Here is a 20,277-nt window from a genome sequence, read left to right as displayed (position 1 = left end):
CCAACTAGCGTGGCCCAAAATGTGATTGTCTGGGTCATAAGGGATGCCTGAGGGAAACGACTTGGGGACGAAAGTGGCGTAAGCGCAGGGCATTCAGGACAACGGACACCGAACTAAAGGCCATCGCTGCCCCCGCCACCATTGGATTCAGGAGCCAGCCCCAAAGGGGATAGAGAATGCCTGCGGCAATGGGAATACCGGCCACGTTATAGACAAAGGCAAAAAAGAGATTTTGGCGGATATTGCGCATTGTGGCACGGCTCAGTTGAATCGCAGTGACAATGCCGTGGAGGTCTCCGGAGATGAGGGTGATGTCACTGGTGGCGATCGCCACATCCGTGCCGGTGCCAATGGCAATACCGACATCTGCTTGGGCTAAGGCGGGGGCATCATTAATGCCATCTCCGACCATGGCGACTCGCTTGCCCTCTGCTTGCAGTTGCGCAATGGTAGCTGCTTTTTGATCAGGGCGAACACCGGCACAGACCTGATCAATTCCCACTTGCCGGGCAATGGCCGCAGCTGTGGTGGGATGATCGCCGGTGAGTATGACAACCCTTAGCCCTAGGGCGTGTAAGGTACGCACAACCTCTGCCGCCTCCGGTTTGACCGTATCTGCAATGGCCATCACCCCCACCACCCCTTGGGCGATCGCCAGCCAAATCACCGTTTTGCCCTGTGCCTCTAGGGTGTGCACTGCGGCGGCGAACTCGTGGGTTGCCATCCCCAGTTCCTCTAGCCAACGCTGGGTGCCGATATGGACAGTTTGTGTGGCCACGGTGGCAACCACGCCACTGCCGGGGATCGCCTGAAAGTCAGTCACCTCCTTCAGCGTTACCCCTTGGGATTGGGCGTAGGTCACCACTGCCACTGCCAAGGGATGTTCGGAGTGCCATTCCACAGAGGCCACAAGGGTGAGCACCTCTAGTGGTTCTGCCCCATGGGTGATAACGTCCGTAACGGTGGGATGGCCTTGGGTCAGGGTGCCGGTTTTATCTAGGACAAGGACTTGGATGGCTTGGGCTTGCTCTAGGCTGGCAGCAGTCTTAAACAAAACACCATACTCTGCCCCCTTGCCAGTGGCCACGATAATCGAGGTGGGGGTGGCTAACCCCAAAGCACAGGGACAGGCAATAATGAGCACTCCAATGGTCGTGAGGAGTGCCAAGGTGGCATTGCCCGCAACGCTGTACCAGAGGATAAAGGTCACGATGGCGATCGCAATCACCACAGGCACAAACCACGCCGTGATTTGATCTGCCAGCCGTTGAATCGGCGCTTTTGAACCTTGGGCTTGCCGTACTAAGCGGACAATTTGAGCCAAAAACGTCTCTTGCCCCACCCGGGTGGCACGGATCTGCAAGCTGCCTGTTTGATTGAGGGTCGCCCCAATCACCTCGTCCCCCACTCCCTTAGCCACCGGCAAACTTTCCCCCGTCACCATCGCCTCATCCACGGTCGAAGCACCGGCAATCACCTCACCATCCACCGGAATTTTCTCCCCAGGACGCACCACCACAATCTCCCCCACTCCAACGGCGCTGACTGGCACCTCTTGCTCCATACCATCGCGCAGAACACGGGCGGTGCTCGGTTGCAGCCCCATCAACTTGCGAAGGGCAGTGGTGGTTTCCCCCTTAGCGCGGTGCTCTAGCCATCGCCCCAGTAAAATCAGCGTGATCACAACGGCAGACACCTCGTAATACACATCGGGAGCATGGCCGTGCTGCTCAACCCTTGAGGGAAAGAGTGTGGCAAACAGGGAATAAAAATAGGCAGCACTGGTTCCCAAGGCCACGAGGGTATCCATGGTGGCGCTGCGGTAGCGCAGTGCTTTCCACGCCCCCCCATAGAATGACTCCCCACTCCAAAACTGAATTGGTGTTGTCAGTGCCAGTTGCAGCCACGGGTGATGCAGCCACATCGGGAGCCATGGGATAGACACCCCCAGCATCATGGGAAGGCTGCCCACCACCAGCACTAAGGTTGCCCCCCCTGCCAAGAACAAGCGGTGTTGCAGTTCCTGCATCGTTACCGCTTGGGCGTTGTCTTCAGCCGTGGCCTCAGCTAACAGGTCGGTATTCACTAGCGGTTCTGCCCCATAGCCCGCTTGGGCGATCGCCTGCTGGATCGCCTGCCAACTGACCCGCTGTGGATCGTAGGTCACCATTGCTTGAGCTGCACCAAAGCTAACATCGCACTGACTCACGCCGGGCACTTGCTGCACCGCTGTAGTAACGATATTCCCACAGGCAGCACAACGCATCCCCCGCAGGGTAAAGGCAATTTGAGCCATTACACCTCCTTGATGGTATAGCCTGCCCGCTGGATGACCTGCCGAACCCTTGGCTCGGGCGCAGTGGTCTCAATCTGGAGCCATTTTGTTTCCAAATCGGCACGCACGGTGACCGCCGGATCAATGGCCTGAATAGCAGCGGTAATGGTGTCACGACAGGCGCTACAGGCCATATCAGGGACGTAGAGTTTGAGTTCCATGGCATGTTATACCTACTGTTAGTTCTATCCTTCAGTCTCCAGTCCACTGGAGAGTCAAGGGGGAACCCTACCGCCAAAGACGGTATAGTGGGGAGCGGTTCCCTCCACACAGAGGGTTAGCTTGGTAGCTCCGTACTAAAGTACGGAGAGGAAAAGCCCTAAAGCAACTTTAGTTGCTCTGTGCTAAACTATACTTGGTCGCCATCCTTGGTGAAAAACCCAATCGGCGACAGTTGTTACAAGTAAGCAGAACCTTGGGGCTTTGCCTCTAGGAACTGTGTAGGGGCGTCTTGACAACGCCTTTATGAGTTCGTTTATGGACTGCGTAAGAATCCCCCACCTTTAGGTGGTGGGAGTGTCAAAACACGCTATGCCCCTCCACGCCTTTCAAACCCTTGCCTACGAGCCTGCCTTTCTCTCCCTTGGGGCTGAGTATTGGGACGAAGTCCAAGCAGCGAGTTTTCCGGAGCACTGGCTGCGGTTTCGCAATGATGATCTGCTGCCTTTGATGGGGTTAAATCCTGCCAGCGTTACGAATAGTGACTTCATTGCAGCCTTTGGCCAGTTTCAGGGACGAGAGCCATTGTTGGCCATGCGCTACCACGGCTACCAATTTGGGGAGTACAACCCCCGCTTAGGCGATGGGCGAGGGTTTCTCTACGGCCAATTTCGCGGTGTCGATGGTTACCTGTACGATCTAGGAACCAAAGGATCGGGCACAACCCCCTATTCTCGAGGAGGGGATGGGCGGCTGACCCTCAAAGGAGGCGTGCGCGAGGTACTGGCCAGTGAACTACTCCATCGGCTGGGGGTGCCCACATTTCGCAGTCTCAGCCTCATTGAAACGGGGGAGTCCCTGTGGCGGGGAGATGAGCCATCGCCAACCCGCTCTAGTGTTTTGGTACGCTTGGGTCGCTCCCATATTCGCTTTGGCACCTTTGAACGCCTGCACTACTTGAAGCGACCAGACTTAATTCGCCAGTTACTAGATCATGTTATTGACTACTACTATCCCCATCTGGGGGAGATCTCTGATCCTAAAGAGCGGTATGGCCAATTCTATCGGGAACTCGTGGCAGCCACGGCGGACTTGGCGGCAACATGGCTGGCAGCGGGGTTTTGCCATGGCGTACTCAACACCGACAACATGGCCATTACCGGCGAGAGTTTTGACTATGGCCCCTACAGGTTTTTAGAGCGCTACGATCTGGGCTTTACGGCGGCCTATTTTGATTACTACGGTCGCTATGCCTACGGCAATCAGCCGGCTATTTGTGTTTGGAATTTAGAAAAGCTGCAAGCCCCCCTGTCGTTTGTGATGCCCCTTGAGGCCATGCAAGCAGCTCTGCAATCCTTTGGCGATCGCTGCCGCCACACCTACCTCAAACAAATGCTGCGCCGTCTCGGCTGGCAGACGCTACCCGTGGAGCGCGGCTCCCTGCTAGTGGAGCAGACGCAAGAGTTTCTCAGCCGTAGCACCATCAGCTATCCACAGTTTTTTGTCAGCCTGCGGCAGGAGTTTTCAGCGCAGTGGGTTGTGGATGCTGGGCATATTTTCCGGGAGAGTCCGACCCTGTCTAGCGCTGATCAGACCCTACTGGGGCCATGGAAGGCGACGTACGTGCAACTGTTACAGGAGGCTACGCCAGAAGAGCGCAACGCCATCCCCGCCACCCTAGCGGCAGCCAATCCTCTCGTGATCCTGACGCAACCTCGCATTGAGACCATTTGGCAGGCTATTGACACCGAGAACGATTGGGCGTTGTTCAACGCTACCTTGGCAGCAATGAAGGCATGAGTGCGTCCCGCCGACGACTGTTGTGTGTGAGTAATGGCCACGGCGAAGATGCGATCGCCACCGCTATTTTGCAACCGTTGCAACAAGGTTGCCCCGAGATGGAGATGACGGCACTCCCCTTAGTGGGCGAAGGTCTGGCGTACCAACGCTGCGGCATTCCACTCCTGCAAACGGGCAAAACTCTGCCCTCCGGTGGGTTTATCTACATGGATTGGCGGCAACTGTGGCAGGATCTGCGGGCGGGTTTGGTCTCCCTTTTAGGCCAGCAATTCAGTGCCCTGCAACAATGGTCTAAGGACGGGGGGCATGTCTTAGCTGTAGGCGATGTGGTGCCGCTGCTCTTTGCCTACCTCAGCGGCTGTCCCTACAGCTTTGTGGGCACAGCGAAATCAGACTATTACCTTGACGGTGCCGCTTGGTGGGGCGCAGGCTGGGCGGGCAGTGATTACTTGCCTTGGGAGCAGTGGCTGTTGCGATCGCGGCGCTGCTGGGGAGTCTTTCCGCGAGATTCGCGTACTGCTCAGGGGTTGCAGCGCTTAGGTATTGCCGCCAATGATTGTGGTAACCCCATGCTGGACTTGGTGATGCCACCTCCGGAGCCGTCCCCCTTTCACCCCAAGACCATTGTGCTATTGCCCGGCTCCCGCGCCCCTGAAGCCTACCGCAACTGGCAACTAATTCTCAATAGTCTCATCCCCTATGCCGATGAGGCGATCGTGCTTCTAGCGGCCATCAGTCCCGGTTTAGAGATTGGCGTTTTTGAGGAGAGCCTTGGCCAGTGGCAGGGGATGCCCAGTCCGTTAGCAGCTGCCCAAGCACGGCAGTATGGCCACCTACAACTGATACTGAGCCAGCACCACTTTCGGGAGTTTTTGCACTGGGCCGATGGTGGCATTGCCCTAGCCGGAACAGCCACAGAGCAAGCCGTGGGCTTAGGAAAGCCCGTGATCACCTTTGCGGGGCAGGGGCCTCAATTTACCCGCGCCTTTGCCCGCCGTCAGCAGCAATTACTTGGCTCCTCCCTTTATTACCTTGAGGATCCGCGTGATGCGATGCCTACCCTCTACCGAATCTGGCAAGATGCGACCCAACGTCAACAGGCTTACAACAATGGCGTAGAGCGCATGGGCAGGGCGGGTGCTGGTGCGCGAATTGCCCATGCCCTTCTCCAGCGACTCAGCGCAGTTTAATCTGAAAAAAAGAGTTGTATTCTGTTATGCTTCTCAGTCGTCGTCAAACCCTACGGTTATTCTTCAGCGCCACGACCCTCACCCTGCTACCGACCTCGCCTGCCTGGGCGCAAGACAGTCCTGAACCTTACACCCTGCCGCCCTTGCCCTACCCCTACGATGCCCTAGAGCCGTACATTGATGCTGAAACCATGGAATTGCACCATGACAAGCATCATGCCGCCTACGTGAAAACCCTGAATCGTGCCCTTGCCCCCTACCGCCAATGGCAGCAACTACCAATTGAAGACCTGCTGAGGCACATTGGGCAACTCCCCGCTGCGATTCAAACCACCGTGCGTAACCATGGGGGTGGCCATGCCAACCATTCCCTCTTCTGGCAGAGCATGAGTCCCGCAGGGGGCGGCGAACCCACAGGTGCCTTAGCTGACGACATTGCGGCCACCTTTGGCTCCTTTAGCGAATTTCAAGACCAGTTTCAGACGGCTGGCCTGCGCCAGTTTGGCAGTGGTTGGGTCTGGCTGGTGTTGACCCCCGAAAACCGCCTGAAAATTTATACCACTCCTAACCAAGACTCGCCCCTGATGCGGGGGGATATACCCCTGTTGGGAAATGATTTGTGGGAGCACGCCTACTACCTCACCTACCGCAATCGCCGCGATCAGTACTTAGAAGCGTGGTGGCAGGTGGTCAATTGGCCTTGGCTTGGCGATCGCTACGCCCAATATCGCTCCCGTTAAGACTCTGCGCTAATTTAGCACTAAGATTGGGCTATCAATTACCCCTTTAGCTCTGAACCCACTCGAGACCAATTCCCCGTGCCATCATGGCCGCCAAAAGGGGAATACCACTGAGAAATGCCAGTTCAGCGCGGATAACCCAAGTTAGGCGTTGCACCGCCGCTAACTCAAGGGTGGGCACTTGCCCTTGCCGAAGTGGTTTGAGCCATAACAAAAAGGAAATGGTTGGGTAAAGCGAGAGAAGCCCTACAAGGATAAAAAAGCCAACCTTCAGATGAAACACAGGATTGCTGAGGTAGTAGGCTGTGCCTTTGCCAAAGTACAACACTCGTAAGATTCCGGTCACCAGTACGGTAATGGCAGCAATGCCGTAAAGACCATCCGTAATGACGAGGCGCCATGCTTGCTTGAGTTCCAACTCTTTGCGCAACGTCAGGTGCTCAACCACTAATGCCGCAAAGGCAACCATAAAGCTGAGGTAGTGTAGGTAGGCGATCGCAGCACTACTCCAAAGCGAATCCATCTCATGTTCCTCAGTAAATTATCCAACGCTCATGCTAGCGCATAGAGTGTGGCCCTTGAATTGCGTCCCACTCTGATAGGATGTATCGAGGTTGGGGTAGATGGGTAAGCATTAATTATTCAGGATTATTGAAAAGATTATATTTATATTTTTTATTAAGGGGTACGGTGGCAACCCTTAGTAAACTAGTTTTGAGAGCACAAAGGATTCATCTTAAGTTGTGATCACCGTCACTGGCATTTTGCTGCGACATCAGTAATACTAGAATATGACTCAGTACTATCCGAGTCATCAACAGGGAACACACAACGAGCCGACAGACTGCAAGTAAGTTTGTCGGTTTTTTTTAGGTTTTGTCTATGTCTCGTAAGAAAGTTGCCCTTAGTCTTGATCCGGAGCTTTACGCGGCTCTACAGTGTTGGCAAGCACAGCAGGGGTACGGCTCGTTGAGTCAAGCTATCCGCGTTATTCTGCAGCAGCATTTTCAGCCACCACAACTCACTTGCCCAACAGTTCTACAACGCTTAACGACGTTGGAAAAGCAGGTGGTGGCTCTGCAAGCTCAACTGCAACCTCCGCAACCAGAGATCGCGTGTTTGACGTTGGCGGATTTGGAGGCGCTCAACCGATCGCAATTGGTGGCGATCGCCCGAGATTTGGGGGTTTATAGTTACAAACTCAGTAACCCAGCGCTGCGGCAAGCCATTCTTGCGGCCAAGCGGGAAATCTATGGGCATTAGGTTGGGTGGTATGCTGTTTTGGTGCAGTCTGACACTGTGAAGCGTGTGATTGAGGCAAACAGCAAGGATCGTTTCCGTTTGTGGTGGGCGGCGATTAAGCTGCCGATGTATAGTGTGGCGGTGATGCCCATTTGGTTAGGCAGTGCCATTGCGTGGCGGCAAACGGGACACTTACAATTACTCCCCTTTGGCCTATTTTTGAGTGCCGCAGTTCTTATTCTTGTCTGGCTGAATCTCAGTAATGATGTGTTTGACGCTGAGACAGGAATTGACCGCCACAAGTACCACTCAGTGGTCAATTTAACGGGTAAAAAGGAGGTCATTTTTGGCTTGAGCAACCTCTGCCTCGGGCTAGGGCTAGTGGCGATTATGGCGATTAGCTGGTGGCAACAGGATGCAACGGTATTCGTCATGGTTCTGCTATGCTGCGCTTTGGGCTACAGCTATCAAGGGCCACCCTTTCGCTTAGGATACCTTGGCCTTGGTGAACCGATTTGTTTTGTGTGCTTTGGTCCGCTGGCGATCGCCGCAGCCTACTATAGCCAGACCCAAACATGGTCCAGCAGCATTCTGCCGGTAGCCGTGTTGAATGGCTTGACAACAACCCTCATCCTGTTTTGCTCTCACTTCCACCAAGTGGCCGATGATATTGCCGCAGGGAAGCGATCGCCCGTGGTACGGCTGGGAACGGCTCGCAGTGCTCAGTTCGTCTATGGAGGCTGCATTGTCTTCTATGCTTGGTTGGTAGCGAGTGTCGTGTGGCTGGAGGTGCCATGGCCAACCCTTCTTGCCCTTAGCTCCCTGCCGTGGGCGATTTATTTATGCCAGCGGTTACACCACTTTCACGCTGTACCAGAGCAGATCAAAGAGTCGAAATTTATTGCTGTACAACTTCATTTTTGGAGTAGTTTACTGTTGGGGTTGGGCTACGTGTTGTAATCCTTAGGGAGATGGCGGTTCACAGACCATTGATAATCTACGGTGCCGCCGGTCAGTTGCCACTCCTCTTCAAACTGTTTTTGCAGGCGCAGCGCTTTGCGCAAATGAATTACGGCTGCATGTAGTTGCTGGTAGGCAGGGGATGAGGGAGGGAGCGATGTGAGTGAAGCCTGCTCTAAAATCTGCAGCAGCGATTCATAGTGAATATGGGAGGGCACTGGCACTGTGGAACGAGTGAAGGGAAAACGAGTCACGCTACAACGAACCTCCAAGGGAACTAGAACAATAAAATCTTGAATGCGCCAAACACAAGTTTGCTCAACGCCGTCGTGGCCGCCGATAGGTGAGCCGCTCTGAGCGATCGCGCTCGTAGGCAATCAAGCGACCGTAAATCTCATGCTTGGTTAAATTCAGGGAAAAGAAGACATGCCGACGGGGATTGCCAAACCCTTTGCGCGTAAAAAACTTAACTGCTGGAGTATTGGCCGGGTCAGTATCCACCAGCATAAACCGTGCCCCCTCTTCAATCATCCGCTCAATGAGCTTATCCACCAGTTTATCGGCCACCCCTCGCCGCTGGTAGTCAGGGTGTACCCCTAGCCAGTTGATATACCCATAGACCCACGGCGCTTTACTAATGATGGTTCCTAGGACAAATCCCGCAACGTGGGTGTCTGCTTCTGCCACTAAGCAGTATTCAGGGTCCGTATTGTAAAAGCCAATCACCTCCCACTCATCCCAAATACGGTACAGGGAGGGGTAAAGATCACTGGTGAATAGGGCTTCACCCAGATGAAACACAGGGGCAATGTCGTCAATATCCATCTCGCGAATTAGGATATTAACCGGCTCAGTCCGCTCTTCTTCTGGCCTGAGAACAACGGCATCTAAATCTGCGAGGTCATGATCAAGGGGATCATCAGGATGGAGGGACATACAAAATTAGCTAGCAGGCTATCTTCTAGGGTACCCTAAGCCTCGCTGCTGTGCCTTTGGGGTGTAGATGGTGCCCCTAACTCCCCATGAATGGTAAAGCGAACATGATTCAGGGCTAAGTCGCCCAGACGCACACCGCGATCGCGATAGTTTGTGGTTTCAAAACGCATCCCTTTACTGGCTTCGACGTGGTACCAGGGCAGACCCATAAAAAATCGGGTAGGGTAAGGGCCTCGTTCCACCACATCATCAGGGTTTGACTCCATAGGTAGCCAACCGATTCCAGGGACATAAAACTCCAGCCAAACATGGTTGTAGGTAGGTTCCAAGGGAATACCGCGCTGTTCGGGATGCGGCGGGCACTTATAACGTCCTACGGTACGGCAGGCAATGCCGTTTAGGCGAGCCAGAGCCAAGAGCACCCCTACGTATTCGCCACAGGAGCCAACTCCGCGCTCTAGCACTAAATCTGGGGTTTCAATTTTTGGGCGCAGGGCATAGCTGAGGCGATCGTAAACATAGTTGCGAATTTTCAGCATCTTGCGCAGAATGTTGGTTTCAGTCCCTACCGCCACTCGCGCCGCCTCCTGCACAATGGGCTTATCCATTGCCAGCTCATCATTGTCCACAAGGTATTGCTCGGCAAACCCCTCTGGCAGCGGCAAAGACTCATCAATATCCGCTGGGGTGAGGTGATACTTGATCCCCCGTACTTCTAACCATGCTCGCCAGCCAAAAAAGCGGGCTTCGTAGGGACGTAACTCCGGAAAATCAAAGATGGCGACCTGCTGATCAGCGACCGTCTCTAGCCGAAATGGCGTGCCCAGTGGCTCTACTCGCAACAGTTTTTGGCGTAGAGAGTTAGCAGGCAAGGCAATGCGCCACTCCAAGTTATCCAGTTGGCACGCATCTAGGGGAGAAATCTCTTCCAAATAAGCCATCTCTAGTAGATAGCCATTGGAGAGGGTGTAGTGTTGCCCAGAGCTAAAAACAAGGGGATGAATCACACAAATATCGCGGTGGGCAATCTCAAGGGGGGTATCACGGTTGTTGGGGTTATCGCGCAAATAGGGTTCGTCGCCCCCATAGGCCACCCATGGCTGACCCGCCTTATCAAAGGTCAAGGCGGTGGGCTGGGCAAAGGGAGTCAGGGCGACCCCTTTAATGTCACCGGTTTGGCGATTCAGGCAATACACCGACTGCTCGAGGCGATCGCTGACCCACAGATCGCCCCCGTGCAAGGCCAAATTTTCTTCGCCAATTCCAGGAGCCGGTAAGCGAAATGCCTCTTTACCCGTCGTGTGCTCAAAGCAATGGATGTAGCCAGACTTTTGGCAGGCAACGTAAATACCCCCTTCATCCACGGCAACACCGTAAATCGGGTAACTACAGCGCAGCACCTGCTCCACCTGCCAATCCGGTAAATAGCAGCGGTAAAGGGTCTCTTCACGACAGAACCAGAGCGAGTCTTGGAACAGGCATAACCCCGCAGCATCTAAAAATGGCTCAAGGGTATAGGGGTTGAGAATCTCACTGTGGTCATTTTCAGCGTTGATGAGCAAAATAAATCCCCGCACCCGATCCAATGCCAAGAAGCTGGCACCCAAGGTTGCTTGGCAAAAGGGTAAGCGGGGAAGTTGGCGTAACCACAACGCTTGGGGATCAACCCATGCCAGCCCCTGAAGCTGGTAGGCACCCAACGGGCGAATCGTTCGCCAACCACTGTCGATTAAGGGCGATGTTGACTCGACCTCAAGGGTATCCGTAGCATCAGGCATGGCAGATCTCGCCGCAATTATTCAACTGATTGGGGTAAAAGCTCACGGCGTTGTTGCGGCTGAATGCTCACTTGTCCTGACTCGTTGATATCAATCAGGGCTGTATCCCCTTCGCGGATGCGACCGGAGAGCATTTCCTCGGCAAGGGTATCTTCCAGTAACCGCATAATTGCCCGCCGTAGGGGTCGTGCTCCGTAACTGGGGTTGTAGCCCTCATCAATGAGCCGCTCCTTGAAGCGATCGGTGACTTCGAGGGTAATCCCCTTCTCGGTCAGTCGCGAGAACACTTCCTTGAGCAGAATATCGGCAATCTGCTTGACTTCGTCTTTCGTGAGTTGACGGAAGACAATAATTTCATCTAGCCGGTTGAGGAACTCAGGGCGGAAATACTGCTTGAGTTCTTCGTTGACGAGGGAGCGGATGCGGTTGTACTGAGATTCGGCAGCATCTTCAGTGCCCAACTCAAAGCCAAGACCCCCTGCTCCTTTTTCAATGACCTTGGAACCAATGTTTGAGGTCATGATCAACAGGGTGTTTTTGAAATCTACGGTGCGCCCTTTAGAGTCAGTGAGCCGCCCATCTTCGAGAATTTGCAGCAGCAAGTTAAAGACATCGGGGTGGGCTTTTTCAATTTCATCAAAAAGCACCACGGTGTAGGGCCGCCGCCGCACGGCTTCGGTGAGTTGACCCCCTTCGTTGTAGCCTACATACCCCGGAGGCGAACCAATGAGCTTAGAAACTGTATGCCGCTCCATGTACTCAGACATATCGAGGCGAATCATGGCCTCTTCCGAGCCAAAGAAGTAGGCAGCCAAGGCTTTGGTCAACTCGGTCTTACCCACGCCCGTGGGCCCGGAAAAGATAAAGCTGGCAATGGGACGGTTTGGGTTTTTCAGCCCCACGCGCGCCCGGCGAATGGCGCGAGAGATGGCCTTCACCGCTTCGTCTTGGCCAATCACCCGCTGGTGCAGGGTATCCTCCATGTGCAGCAGTTTTTTCCGACTCGGTTTCGGTGAGTTTGCTCACGGGCACACCGGTCCAAGAGGCCACAATGTGGGCAATGTCCTCTTCGGTGACCACTGGGGTCTCTTCTTCACCGGTGGTTGCCTCGGTTTTTTTCTGCTGGGCAATGGCGCGAATTTGGGCTTTCAGCTCCATCTCGCGATCGCGCAGCTCCCCGGCTTTGTCAAAGTTTTGTGCCCGTACGGCATCGTCTTTTTCTTTGAGCACTTGCCGCAGTTCTTTGTCCAGATCTTTTGCCGCAGGCGGCAGTTGGGAGTTAATTAACCGTACCCGCGAGCCGGCTTCGTCAATGAGGTCAATGGCTTTGTCCGGCAAGTAGCGATCGCTAATGTAGCGGTCAGAGAGTTTTGCTGCCGCTTCAAGCGCTTCATCGGAGATTTTTAACTTGTGGTGCTTCTCGTAGCGCTCGCGCAAACCATAGAGAATCTCGATGGTTTCCTCCACTGAAGGTTCACCCACCATCACCGGCTGAAAGCGTCGCTCTAGAGCTGCATCCCGCTCAATATGCTTGCGGTACTCATCCAGGGTTGTGGCACCAATGCACTGTAATTCACCGCGGGCAAGCGCAGGTTTGAGAATGTTGGCAGCATCAATGGCACCTTCGGCAGCGCCAGCACCAATGAGGGTGTGCACCTCATCAATCACGAGGATGACGTTACCCGCTTGGCGAATTTCGTCCATAATTTTCTTGAGCCGCTCTTCAAACTCGCCACGATACTTAGTGCCCGCCACCAAGAGGCCAATATCGAGGGTGACGACGCGCTTTTCATTGAGAATATCCGGCACGTCGTTGTTGGCAATTCGTTGGGCTAAGCCTTCGGCAATGGCAGTTTTGCCGACACCGGGTTCCCCGATCAGAACAGGGTTATTTTTAGTGCGGCGACCCAGAATCTGAATCACCCGCTCAATTTCTTTCTGACGACCCACCACGGGATCGAGCTTGCCATCGATGGCCATCTGGGTGAGATTGGCACCAAACTCGTCGAGGGTTGGGGTTTTTGTCCGGCCTTGACTGGCACCAGCGGCAACTTCGGCAGTTTCTCCAAGCATCCGAATGACTTGGGTGCGCACCTTAGACAGATCAACCCCCAAGTTTTCCAGCACCCGCGCTGCAACGCCTTCGCCTTCGCGGATTAAGCCTAGTAGCAGGTGCTCAGTGCCAATGTAGTTGTGCCCTAGTTGGCGAGCTTCTTCAAGGGATAGTTCTAAAACACGTTTGGCACGGGGGGTAAAGGGAATTTCCACGGCTACGAAGCCCGACCCCCGGCCAATGATTTTTTCCACTTCAATGCGGGCATCTTTGAGGTTAACCCCCATAGATCGCAAGACTTTAGCCGCAACACCGGTACCTTCGCCAATCAGACCGAGGAGGATTTGTTCAGTGCCGACAAAGTTATGACCAAGGCGGCGTGCCTCTTCCTGTGCCAGCATGATGACTTTAATGGCTTTTTCTGTGAACCGCTCAAACATGACCCTTCCCCTAATGGCTCCTGCGTGCTGGTAACACTAATATTAACACGTTCATTTTGACCCGTTTTTGTGTGCAAACTTACCACTACTGTAGACGTTGACTCCATTTCTTTGCAGGTTCGGTTGCCCGTATCGGCATTCAACGGGGTCACTCAGGATAGACTACAGGTGTTGCCTTAACCACGCTGAGTATAAATGCGCATTCATGATGTCTTGTTGTCGAGTCCCCGTGCCCTCATTTTTGACATGGACGGGGTGATTTGTCACACCATGCCTTACCACATGAAGGCATGGGAGGTTTATGTGGAACGTACCCCAGAACTGCGGGGGCACGTTGATTTAGGACAATTGCGCCAGATGGGAGGAAAGCGCAATGCCGAACTATTGCCGGAACTCCTGGGGCGATCCCCGAGTACCGAGGAAGTACAGCGCTGGGGCGCGGGAAAGGAAGCGGTGTTTCGGGAGCTGCTGGCGCCGCATCTGCAGTTGTTGCCTGGCTTGCTCTCCTTTCTCAACGCAGCTAAGGCTCGGGGCTACCGCTTGGGGGTGGGCACCTCCGCCTGTGCAGCCAATGTGGAATTGGTGCTCTCGTGCGAGGGGGTCGGGGCGTTTTTCGACACGGTGGTGATGGAGCAGGATGTGCGGCGGGGCAAACCGGATCCGGAATGCTATCTGTTAGTAGCACAACGGTTGGGGGTGCCACCGCAGCAGTGTGTGGTGTTTGAGGATGCGGTCTCGGGAGTGATGGCGGCTGTACGGGCAGGGATGACCTGTTGGGGCGTGCTCACCACCGAAGCGGAATCGGCGCTACGGCAGGCGGGTGCCGAGGTCTGTATTCAGGATTTTACAGAGGCAGCCTTGGAGGAGCTGCTTAACAGCGCGCCAACCCCTGCGATCGCGCACACTGTTCAACCGCGGTAGCAACGACATTGGCAACGCGACGATCAAAAACGGAGGGAATGATGTAGTCTGGCTGCAGCTCGTTAGGACTAATCAACGCGGCGATCGCCTGAGCAGCTTCAAGGTACATTGTTGTTGTCATAGCAGCGGCACGACAGGCAAGGGCGCCCTTAAACACCCCCGGAAAGGCCAGTACGTTGTTGATCTGATTGGGATAATCACTCCGACCTGTGGCCACAACGGCCACATGGTTATAGATCAATTCTGGTTGAATTTCTGGAATGGGGTTGGCCATCGCAAAAACAATGGCATCCTTGGCCATCGATTGAATCATGTCTAGGGTGACTACGCCCGGGACACTCACCCCCAAGAACACGTCTGCTCCTTGGAGGGCATCGGCCAAGGTTCCTGTTGTTGCAACTGCAAATTCCTGCTTTGCCCCGCTGAGGTGGGGGCGATCGTGGGAAACAATTCCTTGGGAGTCGCACAACAAAATGGTTGTCGCGCCTGCTTTTTTGAGAAGACGCGCAATGGCAATGCCAGCAGCCCCGGCGCCATTGATGACAATGCGCACGTCTGCCAAGGATTTTTTGACCACCTTAAGGGCATTGTTGAGAGCCGCAAGGGTGACAATGGCGGTACCGTGCTGGTCATCGTGGAAGACGGGAATATCCAGCTCTGCCTGCAGCCGTTGCTCAATTTCAAAGCAGCGCGGCGCACTAATATCCTCAAGATTCACACCGCCAAAGACGGGGGCAATGCGCTTGACTGTTGCTACAATTTCATCAACATCCTGGGTCGCCAAACAAATGGGAAAGGCATCCAGACTGGCAAACTCTTGGAAGAGCATCGCTTTGCCCTCCATCACCGGCAGTGCTGCCTCTGGACCGATGTTGCCCAAGCCTAAGACGGCACTGCCATCGGTGACAATGGCAACGGTATGGTTCTTGATGGTGAGGCGATGGACAAGGGCTGGCTCTTCGGCGATCGCCCGCGAAATCCGTCCTACCCCGGGGGTGTAGGCCATGGCCAAATCATCTTGATCGTGAAGGGGAAGTTTGCTGGTGACGGTAATTTTACCCCCCTCATGGAGCCGGAAAGTGCGGTCAAAAACGTCCAACACCTTCGCTGCAGTCTCTTGCTTGACGGCATTCACAATGGCGGCGGCATGTTCAGTACTGGCGGCGGCTACTGTAATATCGCGGACAAGCGCACTGCGAGTATGCTGAATCAGGCTAATTTGCCCTACATGTCCCTTTTCTTGACCAATGACTTGCAAGACACTCGCCAACATACCGGGTTGTTGGGGAATTTCAAGGCGTAAGGTGAGGCTAAAACTAGGATTCGGGGTCAGGTCAGCCATGGGTAATGCGGCTCAGTCAAATCGTTTAATGTTGCGAGGCACCCGCTTATGATAGCACTCCTCACTCTTACCAACGCGCAGCAATGGGCATCCGCCAGCCTGAACCAAAGGCGCGATCGGTAATTTTTAGACCCGGAGCTGCCTGTTGCCGCTTAAATTCAGCCCGCTGCACCATCTGCCGCACCCGCTGCACAAGAGCAAGGTCATAGCCTTGGTCAGCAATGTCGCTGTCTGAGTAGTGGCGATCGATCATCAGCGCGAGGATGCCATCTAGCACATCGTAGGGGGGCAGCGTATCTTGATCGGTTTGATTGGGCTTGAGTTCGGCGCTAGGAGCCTTCGTCAGAATGGCGACGGGAATGACCCCATTGCCCCGAGGGGTGAGTTCGGGAATCGGTGTCCCTTGGCTCGCCTGCTGGTTGAGCCAGTGGCAAAGTTCATAAACACGGGTTTTGGGGACATCGGCAATGGCCGCCAGGCCGCCACTCATGTCCCCGTAAAGGGTGCAGTAGCCCACCGCCAATTCGGACTTATTCCCTGTAGAAATGAGGAGGTGGCCAAATTTGTTGGCGATCGCCATCAGCAGGGTACCGCGGATGCGGGCTTGGATATTTTCCTCGGCCACCCCCGGAGTGGTCTGGGCAAACAGGGGTGTTAGGACGTGGTGATAGGTTTCCATCAGGGGGGCAATGGGTAACTGTGCGGTCTGGATCCCCAAGTTGAGCGCCAGATCCTTGGCATCGGTAATGGAGTGTACAGAACTGTAAGGAGAGGGCATCAACACCCCTAAAACGTTCTCGTGACCCACTGCTGCCGTGGCGATCGCCGCCACCAAGGCAGAGTCAATACCGCCACTGAGGCCAATCACCACCCGCTCAAAGCTACACTTGCGGGCATAGTCCCTGACACCTAGGACTAAGGCTTGCCAAATTTCTGCGGCTTCTGTGGCTGGCCGCGGGGCAACCGTGGTGGGTTGTAAATCTCCGTTGTCCCACACCACCGGCAACCAATCCTCTTGAAAACTATGGGCTTGGCTCACCACTGCCCCCGTACGGCTCACCGCAAGGCTGGTGCCATCAAAAATCAGATCATCATTTCCCCCTACTTGGTTTACATATATCAGGGGACAGCCGTACTGCTGGACCGTATGCTCAATTAAGGCCTGCCGCAACTTGGGTTTAGCCACACAGTAGGGAGAGGCAGACAGGTTGACAATCAACTCTGCTCCTTGGGCCGCCAACTCTGCGACCGGATTTTTCTGGTAGTGCCGCTCTCCCCAAAAGGCTTCGTTATTCCAAAGGTCTTCACAGATGGTGACACCAATGGTGAGGCAGTCGCTACTGGTTTGCAACCGCCATAGATTATTGGTATCGCCGGGGGCAAAATAGCGGCTTTCATCAAATACATCGTAGGTGGGCAGCAGTTGCTTGGCAAAGACTCGCTGTACCGTTCCCCCCTGCAACAGCGCCGCACCATTGTATAGCGGCTTTTCGCCGTTACGGCTGGCTGCCGGATTGGGCAGTACGGTTCCCACGAGCACCGCTACGTTGGGGGGCAAGGCTTGGGCCAGTGCGTCTAGCTCTTTTTGGATATTGTCAATGAAATAGCGGTTTAGTAAGAGATCCTTGGGCGGGTAACCACACAGTGCTAGCTCTGAGGTAATGACCACGTCCACCGGCTGGCGATGATGCAGTGCTTTTACCCCTTGGGCGATCGCCCGAGCATTCCCGCTGAGGTCGCCAACGATGGGGTTAAGCTGGGCCATCCACAGATGCACTGCCATACAACCTCCTAAACAGCTATACAAACACTAAGGGCTTATCTTTGAGGGGGGCAAAGGCCTCGCGATCGAAGCGGTAGAGGGTAGCCGGACGACCCGCACCCCGAATGACTTTTTGCTGTGTATCCTGCAAAATGCCCAATTTAAGTAGCCGCGAGCGGAAGTTAGAATAATCGGAAAAATTGGGACCAAGGACTGTGCTATAGAGCTGGTACAGATCATTGAGGGTAAAGTACTCTGGCAGTACGTCAAAAGCGACGGGGCTGTACTCTAGTTTGTTGCACAGGCGGCGGTGACCATAGGCCAGAATCATGCTGTGGTCAAAGGCTAAGGGGGGACAGCTGTGCACCGTAAACCACTGCACACGGGACTCGCCGGTGGCAATGAGTTGGGCATCGGCAAAACGCACCAAGGCAAAGTAACTCACAGAGAGATAGCGTGTTCCGTAGGCGGTGTCTGCTTCGCGGGGATCCCGCCCAGGGCCGCCAAAGGTATAAAGCTGCTCAAGGTAGAGGTTATTGACACAAATTTTTTCCGCTAGGGTGCGGTAGGCGGCGGCTTCTAAGGACTCTCCGTGCCGGACAAGGGTGCCCGGTAGGCTCCACTCGCCAGCAAACGGCCAGTGTTGTCGCTGCACCAACAGCACCAACAGGCGATTTGCATCGGTATCCACCGAGAAAATTACGTTGTCAACACCAACAACAAATTCGGCTAAGGCGGAGGTCATATGCTAAGAGTAGAGTCCTTGCTGTTGGATATACTGCGCGATCGCGGGTAGGAGTTGCTGGGGGTCGCCTTCTTGGCGATAGGTTGTTGAGGAGACCTGTGGGCCACGATAGTTGGCCAGCTCCAAGTGGTGGCAAAGCGTCTGCAAGGCTTGCCAGTCCTCACGATCAATCACCACCCCGGGGCGTTGCAAAACCAGCAGGCTGACCTGCCGTAACAGGTCTTCCACCCGATACCAGTGGCGGAGTTTAGGCAAGACATCACTGCCCACGACCAAGGTGAAGGAGTCTTGGGGCCACTGGGCGCGCGCTGCCTCTACAGAGTGCAGAGTGTAACGATGGCTGAGTTCAGCACGGTGCTCAATGTTGGGGCAATTCAGATGCTGCACGAGCAGACCCAGCATGGTTTGGCGTAGGGGTAAGGGGGTTTGCTGAACCTTAAAGGGGTTGTCCGCTGCCCAAACAAGGACGCGGTCGTAGCGATCGCTCAGCCACTGCAAAATATCACCATGGGCAGTGGTTGGCGGATCGGCACTGGTGCCAAACAGCGCAATCCTCATGGCTGGCTCCGTAACTGCTGGACTAGGGCGTCTAGTGCCGGTGAATAGACCACTGGCTGGGGGGTTTCCTGCACGGTGGGGGGGAGGGCACTCAGGCTACTTCGATGGCGATCGCCAATCGTACGGACAGACTCTACGGGGATTAAGGGCTGACCATCTTGCATCACTTGCTCAAGCAGGGGTGTACCCCAGACATCGGCTTCATCTGCAAGGGCGAGGTAATCACCGCTGGGGCGGCGATAAATTTGCTTGCGACCGGGCAGTGTCCCTTTGCCACTGGAGCGTTTCATCACACCATGGCCATTGATCTCCACAAGTTTATAGACCCCATTCACCGGATCACCCGTAACGAGCTTCGTGCCAATGCCGTAGGCATCAATGGTGGCACCCGCCGTCAGCAGTCGCCGAATTTCTGCTTCGTCTAAATCACCACTGGCCACAATTTTGGCGTGGGGCAACAACTGGCGAATTTTTTGAGAGAGGCTCACCAGATCGCCGGAGTCAATGCGCACGGCTTGCACTTGCAGTTCGCCAGCCGCTTCACGGTTGGCCAAGGTGGCCACAGCACTTAAGGTATCGTAGGTATCCACTAGGAGAGCAGCATCGGGGTAGTAGCGCAAAAATACAGTAAACGCATCTTGCTCGGTTCCTATAGTGGTGGCGATCGCCATCACCAGCGAGTGCGCCATGGTACCGGTGGGGGCAACGCCCAATTGCTGCGCGGCCAACACATTGGAGGTGGCATTAAATCCTGCGGCTAAGGCCGCCCGCGCTGCCCAAAGGGAGGCTTGGGGGCTAAAGGCACGCCGCGTCCCAAACTCTAGCAGTGCCACGGTGTCTCCCACCAGTTGCCGCAACCGCGAGGCACGGGTGGCAATCAAGGTTTGGTAGTTGAGGGTATTGAGGATAAAGGTTTCCACCCACTGCGCCTGCCATAGTGGGGCTTCGATGCGCAGGAGCGGCTCTTGGGCAAACACAACGGTTCCTTCCGGCACAGCCCACACGGTGCCTTGAAAGCGACTGTCGTGCAGCAGTTCCCAAAACGCTGCTGGTGCCCGCTCAAAGACGGCTAAACCTTGCAAATACTCGATCTGCTCGGGGGTAAGGCAAAACTGGCTGAGGTAGTCCAGCACTTGGGCTAACCCCATCGCCACCAAGTAGGTATGCCCCCGCGGCAGGCGGCGCACCGTTACCTCAAAGCTAGCGGGCAGCATGGCCAAGCCCTCCCCCGCGTAAGCTGCTGCCATCGTCACTTGGTACAAATCCGTTAGGAGGCTGTAGTCACTGGCAGCAACGGTGAAACTGGTCATGGTGCT

Annotated in this window: 17 protein-coding genes and 1 pseudogene; 6 read left to right on the top strand and 12 right to left on the bottom strand. The window is 54.9% G+C overall.

Annotated elements, in window-relative coordinates; all coding sequences use genetic code 11:
* Positions 1-34: 34 nt before the first annotated feature.
* Both BRW62_RS10560 and BRW62_RS10555 read right to left on the bottom strand, forming a co-directional pair.
* Positions 35-2,296, bottom strand: coding sequence for a heavy metal translocating P-type ATPase (locus tag BRW62_RS10560; protein ID WP_198406015.1), 2,262 nt, complete (start codon positions 2,294-2,296; stop codon positions 35-37).
* Positions 2,296-2,496, bottom strand: coding sequence for a heavy-metal-associated domain-containing protein (locus tag BRW62_RS10555; protein ID WP_099799391.1), 201 nt, complete (start codon positions 2,494-2,496; stop codon positions 2,296-2,298). The genes BRW62_RS10560 and BRW62_RS10555 overlap by 1 nt, the downstream gene beginning before the upstream one ends.
* A 370-nt stretch (positions 2,497-2,866) precedes the next feature.
* Between BRW62_RS10555 and BRW62_RS10550 the strand changes: the two genes are divergently transcribed.
* Genes BRW62_RS10550 through BRW62_RS10540 form a run of 3 tightly spaced genes read left to right on the top strand, consistent with a single transcriptional unit; the run spans position 2,867 to position 6,224 of the window.
* The gene (locus tag BRW62_RS10550; RefSeq protein ID WP_099799390.1) at positions 2,867-4,294 is read left to right on the top strand and encodes a protein adenylyltransferase SelO; all 1,428 of its coding nucleotides are present in this window, start codon (positions 2,867-2,869) and stop codon (positions 4,292-4,294) included.
* The gene (locus tag BRW62_RS10545; RefSeq protein WP_099799389.1) at positions 4,291-5,484 is read left to right on the top strand and encodes a lipid-A-disaccharide synthase-related protein; all 1,194 of its coding nucleotides are present in this window, start codon (positions 4,291-4,293) and stop codon (positions 5,482-5,484) included. Before BRW62_RS10550 ends, BRW62_RS10545 begins: the two co-directional genes overlap by 4 nt.
* A 26-nt stretch (positions 5,485-5,510) precedes the next feature.
* A complete protein-coding gene (locus tag BRW62_RS10540; protein ID WP_099799388.1) occupies positions 5,511-6,224 on the top strand; it encodes a superoxide dismutase in 714 nt (237 codons plus the stop codon).
* Between the two features lie 46 nt (positions 6,225-6,270).
* On the opposite strand, the gene BRW62_RS10535 is transcribed toward BRW62_RS10540, so the two are convergent.
* Positions 6,271-6,747 carry a DUF2214 family protein gene (locus BRW62_RS10535; protein WP_099799387.1) on the bottom strand — a complete coding sequence of 159 codons (477 nt, stop codon included), beginning with the start codon at positions 6,745-6,747 and terminating at the stop codon, positions 6,271-6,273.
* Between the two features lie 359 nt (positions 6,748-7,106).
* On the opposite strand from BRW62_RS10535, the gene BRW62_RS10530 reads away from it, so the two are divergent.
* Entirely contained in the window at positions 7,107-7,487 is a 381-nt protein-coding gene (locus tag BRW62_RS10530) for a hypothetical protein (protein ID WP_099799386.1), read from the top strand.
* Between the two features lie 105 nt (positions 7,488-7,592).
* Entirely contained in the window at positions 7,593-8,426 is an 834-nt protein-coding gene (gene menA / locus BRW62_RS10525; protein ID WP_376787946.1) for a 2-carboxy-1,4-naphthoquinone phytyltransferase, read from the top strand.
* Here the strand turns inward: menA and BRW62_RS10520 are convergent.
* From BRW62_RS10520 to BRW62_RS10505, 4 genes and pseudogenes are all read right to left on the bottom strand, one after another.
* Positions 8,414-8,680 carry a DUF5340 domain-containing protein gene (locus BRW62_RS10520; protein WP_099799385.1) on the bottom strand — a complete coding sequence of 89 codons (267 nt, stop codon included), beginning with the start codon at positions 8,678-8,680 and terminating at the stop codon, positions 8,414-8,416. The two genes, menA and BRW62_RS10520, sit on opposite strands and share 13 nt — an antisense overlap.
* A gap of 64 nt (positions 8,681-8,744) precedes the next feature.
* Positions 8,745-9,251, bottom strand: coding sequence for a GNAT family N-acetyltransferase (locus BRW62_RS10515; RefSeq protein WP_376787945.1), 507 nt, complete (start codon positions 9,249-9,251; stop codon positions 8,745-8,747).
* 146 nt (positions 9,252-9,397) lie between these two features.
* The gene (locus BRW62_RS10510) at positions 9,398-11,140 is read right to left on the bottom strand and encodes a transglutaminase domain-containing protein (RefSeq protein ID WP_099799383.1); all 1,743 of its coding nucleotides are present in this window, start codon (positions 11,138-11,140) and stop codon (positions 9,398-9,400) included.
* Positions 11,141-11,157: 17 nt separating this feature from the next.
* A pseudogene (locus BRW62_RS10505) lies at positions 11,158-13,633 on the bottom strand (ATP-dependent Clp protease ATP-binding subunit).
* A gap of 195 nt (positions 13,634-13,828) precedes the next feature.
* Here BRW62_RS10505 and BRW62_RS10500 point away from each other — a divergent pair.
* Complete coding sequence (locus tag BRW62_RS10500; protein WP_099799382.1) at positions 13,829-14,554, top strand: HAD family hydrolase; 726 nt, start codon at positions 13,829-13,831, stop codon at positions 14,552-14,554.
* Here the strand turns inward: BRW62_RS10500 and BRW62_RS10495 are convergent.
* The 5 genes from BRW62_RS10495 to BRW62_RS10475 all read right to left on the bottom strand — a co-directional run bounded on the left by BRW62_RS10495 (position 14,505) and on the right by BRW62_RS10475 (position 20,271).
* Positions 14,505-15,896 carry an NAD-dependent malic enzyme gene (locus BRW62_RS10495; RefSeq protein ID WP_099799381.1) on the bottom strand — a complete coding sequence of 464 codons (1,392 nt, stop codon included), beginning with the start codon at positions 15,894-15,896 and terminating at the stop codon, positions 14,505-14,507. The two genes, BRW62_RS10500 and BRW62_RS10495, sit on opposite strands and share 50 nt — an antisense overlap.
* 67 nt (positions 15,897-15,963) lie before the next feature.
* The gene (locus BRW62_RS10490) at positions 15,964-17,679 is read right to left on the bottom strand and encodes an NAD+ synthase (protein ID WP_099799380.1); all 1,716 of its coding nucleotides are present in this window, start codon (positions 17,677-17,679) and stop codon (positions 15,964-15,966) included.
* Between the two features lie 16 nt (positions 17,680-17,695).
* On the bottom strand, positions 17,696-18,403 hold the full coding sequence (locus BRW62_RS10485; protein ID WP_099799379.1) for an NUDIX hydrolase: 708 nt from the start codon (positions 18,401-18,403) through the stop codon (positions 17,696-17,698).
* Between the two features lie 3 nt (positions 18,404-18,406).
* Positions 18,407-18,961 carry a nicotinate-nucleotide adenylyltransferase gene (locus BRW62_RS10480; RefSeq protein ID WP_099799378.1) on the bottom strand — a complete coding sequence of 185 codons (555 nt, stop codon included), beginning with the start codon at positions 18,959-18,961 and terminating at the stop codon, positions 18,407-18,409.
* Positions 18,958-20,271: a nicotinate phosphoribosyltransferase gene (locus tag BRW62_RS10475; protein WP_099799377.1), complete on the bottom strand. Its 1,314-nt coding sequence runs from the start codon at positions 20,269-20,271 to the stop codon at positions 18,958-18,960. The genes BRW62_RS10480 and BRW62_RS10475 overlap by 4 nt, the downstream gene beginning before the upstream one ends.
* Between the last annotated feature and the right edge of the window lie 6 nt (positions 20,272-20,277).

Source organism: Thermostichus lividus PCC 6715, assembly GCF_002754935.1.
GTDB classification, from domain to species: Bacteria; Cyanobacteriota; Cyanobacteriia; order Thermosynechococcales; family Thermosynechococcaceae; genus Thermosynechococcus; species Thermosynechococcus lividus.
The sequence above is the reverse complement of the archived record's forward strand: the minus strand, read 5'-3'. Positions and strand labels throughout refer to the sequence as shown.

What these genes read in the sequence shown, in the direction of transcription:
- BRW62_RS10560 (WP_198406015.1), bottom strand. Translation starts at nt 2,296, where the DNA reads ATGGCTCAAATTGCCTTTACCCTGCGGGGGATGCGTTGTGCTGCCTGT.
- BRW62_RS10555 (WP_099799391.1), bottom strand. Translation starts at nt 2,496, where the DNA reads ATGGAACTCAAACTCTACGTCCCTGATATGGCCTGTAGCGCCTGTCGT.
- BRW62_RS10550 (WP_099799390.1), top strand. Translation starts at nt 2,867, where the DNA reads ATGCCCCTCCACGCCTTTCAAACCCTTGCCTACGAGCCTGCCTTTCTC.
- BRW62_RS10545 (WP_099799389.1), top strand. Translation starts at nt 4,291, where the DNA reads ATGAGTGCGTCCCGCCGACGACTGTTGTGTGTGAGTAATGGCCACGGC.
- BRW62_RS10540 (WP_099799388.1), top strand. Translation starts at nt 5,511, where the DNA reads ATGCTTCTCAGTCGTCGTCAAACCCTACGGTTATTCTTCAGCGCCACG.
- BRW62_RS10535 (WP_099799387.1), bottom strand. Translation starts at nt 6,747, where the DNA reads ATGGATTCGCTTTGGAGTAGTGCTGCGATCGCCTACCTACACTACCTC.
- BRW62_RS10530 (WP_099799386.1), top strand. Translation starts at nt 7,107, where the DNA reads ATGTCTCGTAAGAAAGTTGCCCTTAGTCTTGATCCGGAGCTTTACGCG.
- menA (WP_376787946.1), top strand. Translation starts at nt 7,593, where the DNA reads ATGTATAGTGTGGCGGTGATGCCCATTTGGTTAGGCAGTGCCATTGCG.
- BRW62_RS10515 (WP_376787945.1), bottom strand. Translation starts at nt 9,251, where the DNA reads ATGGATATTGACGACATTGCCCCTGTGTTTCATCTGGGTGAAGCCCTA.
- BRW62_RS10510 (WP_099799383.1), bottom strand. Translation starts at nt 11,140, where the DNA reads ATGCCTGATGCTACGGATACCCTTGAGGTCGAGTCAACATCGCCCTTA.
- BRW62_RS10500 (WP_099799382.1), top strand. Translation starts at nt 13,829, where the DNA reads ATGCGCATTCATGATGTCTTGTTGTCGAGTCCCCGTGCCCTCATTTTT.
- BRW62_RS10495 (WP_099799381.1), bottom strand. Translation starts at nt 15,896, where the DNA reads ATGGCTGACCTGACCCCGAATCCTAGTTTTAGCCTCACCTTACGCCTT.
- BRW62_RS10490 (WP_099799380.1), bottom strand. Translation starts at nt 17,679, where the DNA reads ATGGCAGTGCATCTGTGGATGGCCCAGCTTAACCCCATCGTTGGCGAC.
- BRW62_RS10485 (WP_099799379.1), bottom strand. Translation starts at nt 18,403, where the DNA reads ATGACCTCCGCCTTAGCCGAATTTGTTGTTGGTGTTGACAACGTAATT.
- BRW62_RS10480 (WP_099799378.1), bottom strand. Translation starts at nt 18,961, where the DNA reads ATGAGGATTGCGCTGTTTGGCACCAGTGCCGATCCGCCAACCACTGCC.
- BRW62_RS10475 (WP_099799377.1), bottom strand. Translation starts at nt 20,271, where the DNA reads ATGACCAGTTTCACCGTTGCTGCCAGTGACTACAGCCTCCTAACGGAT.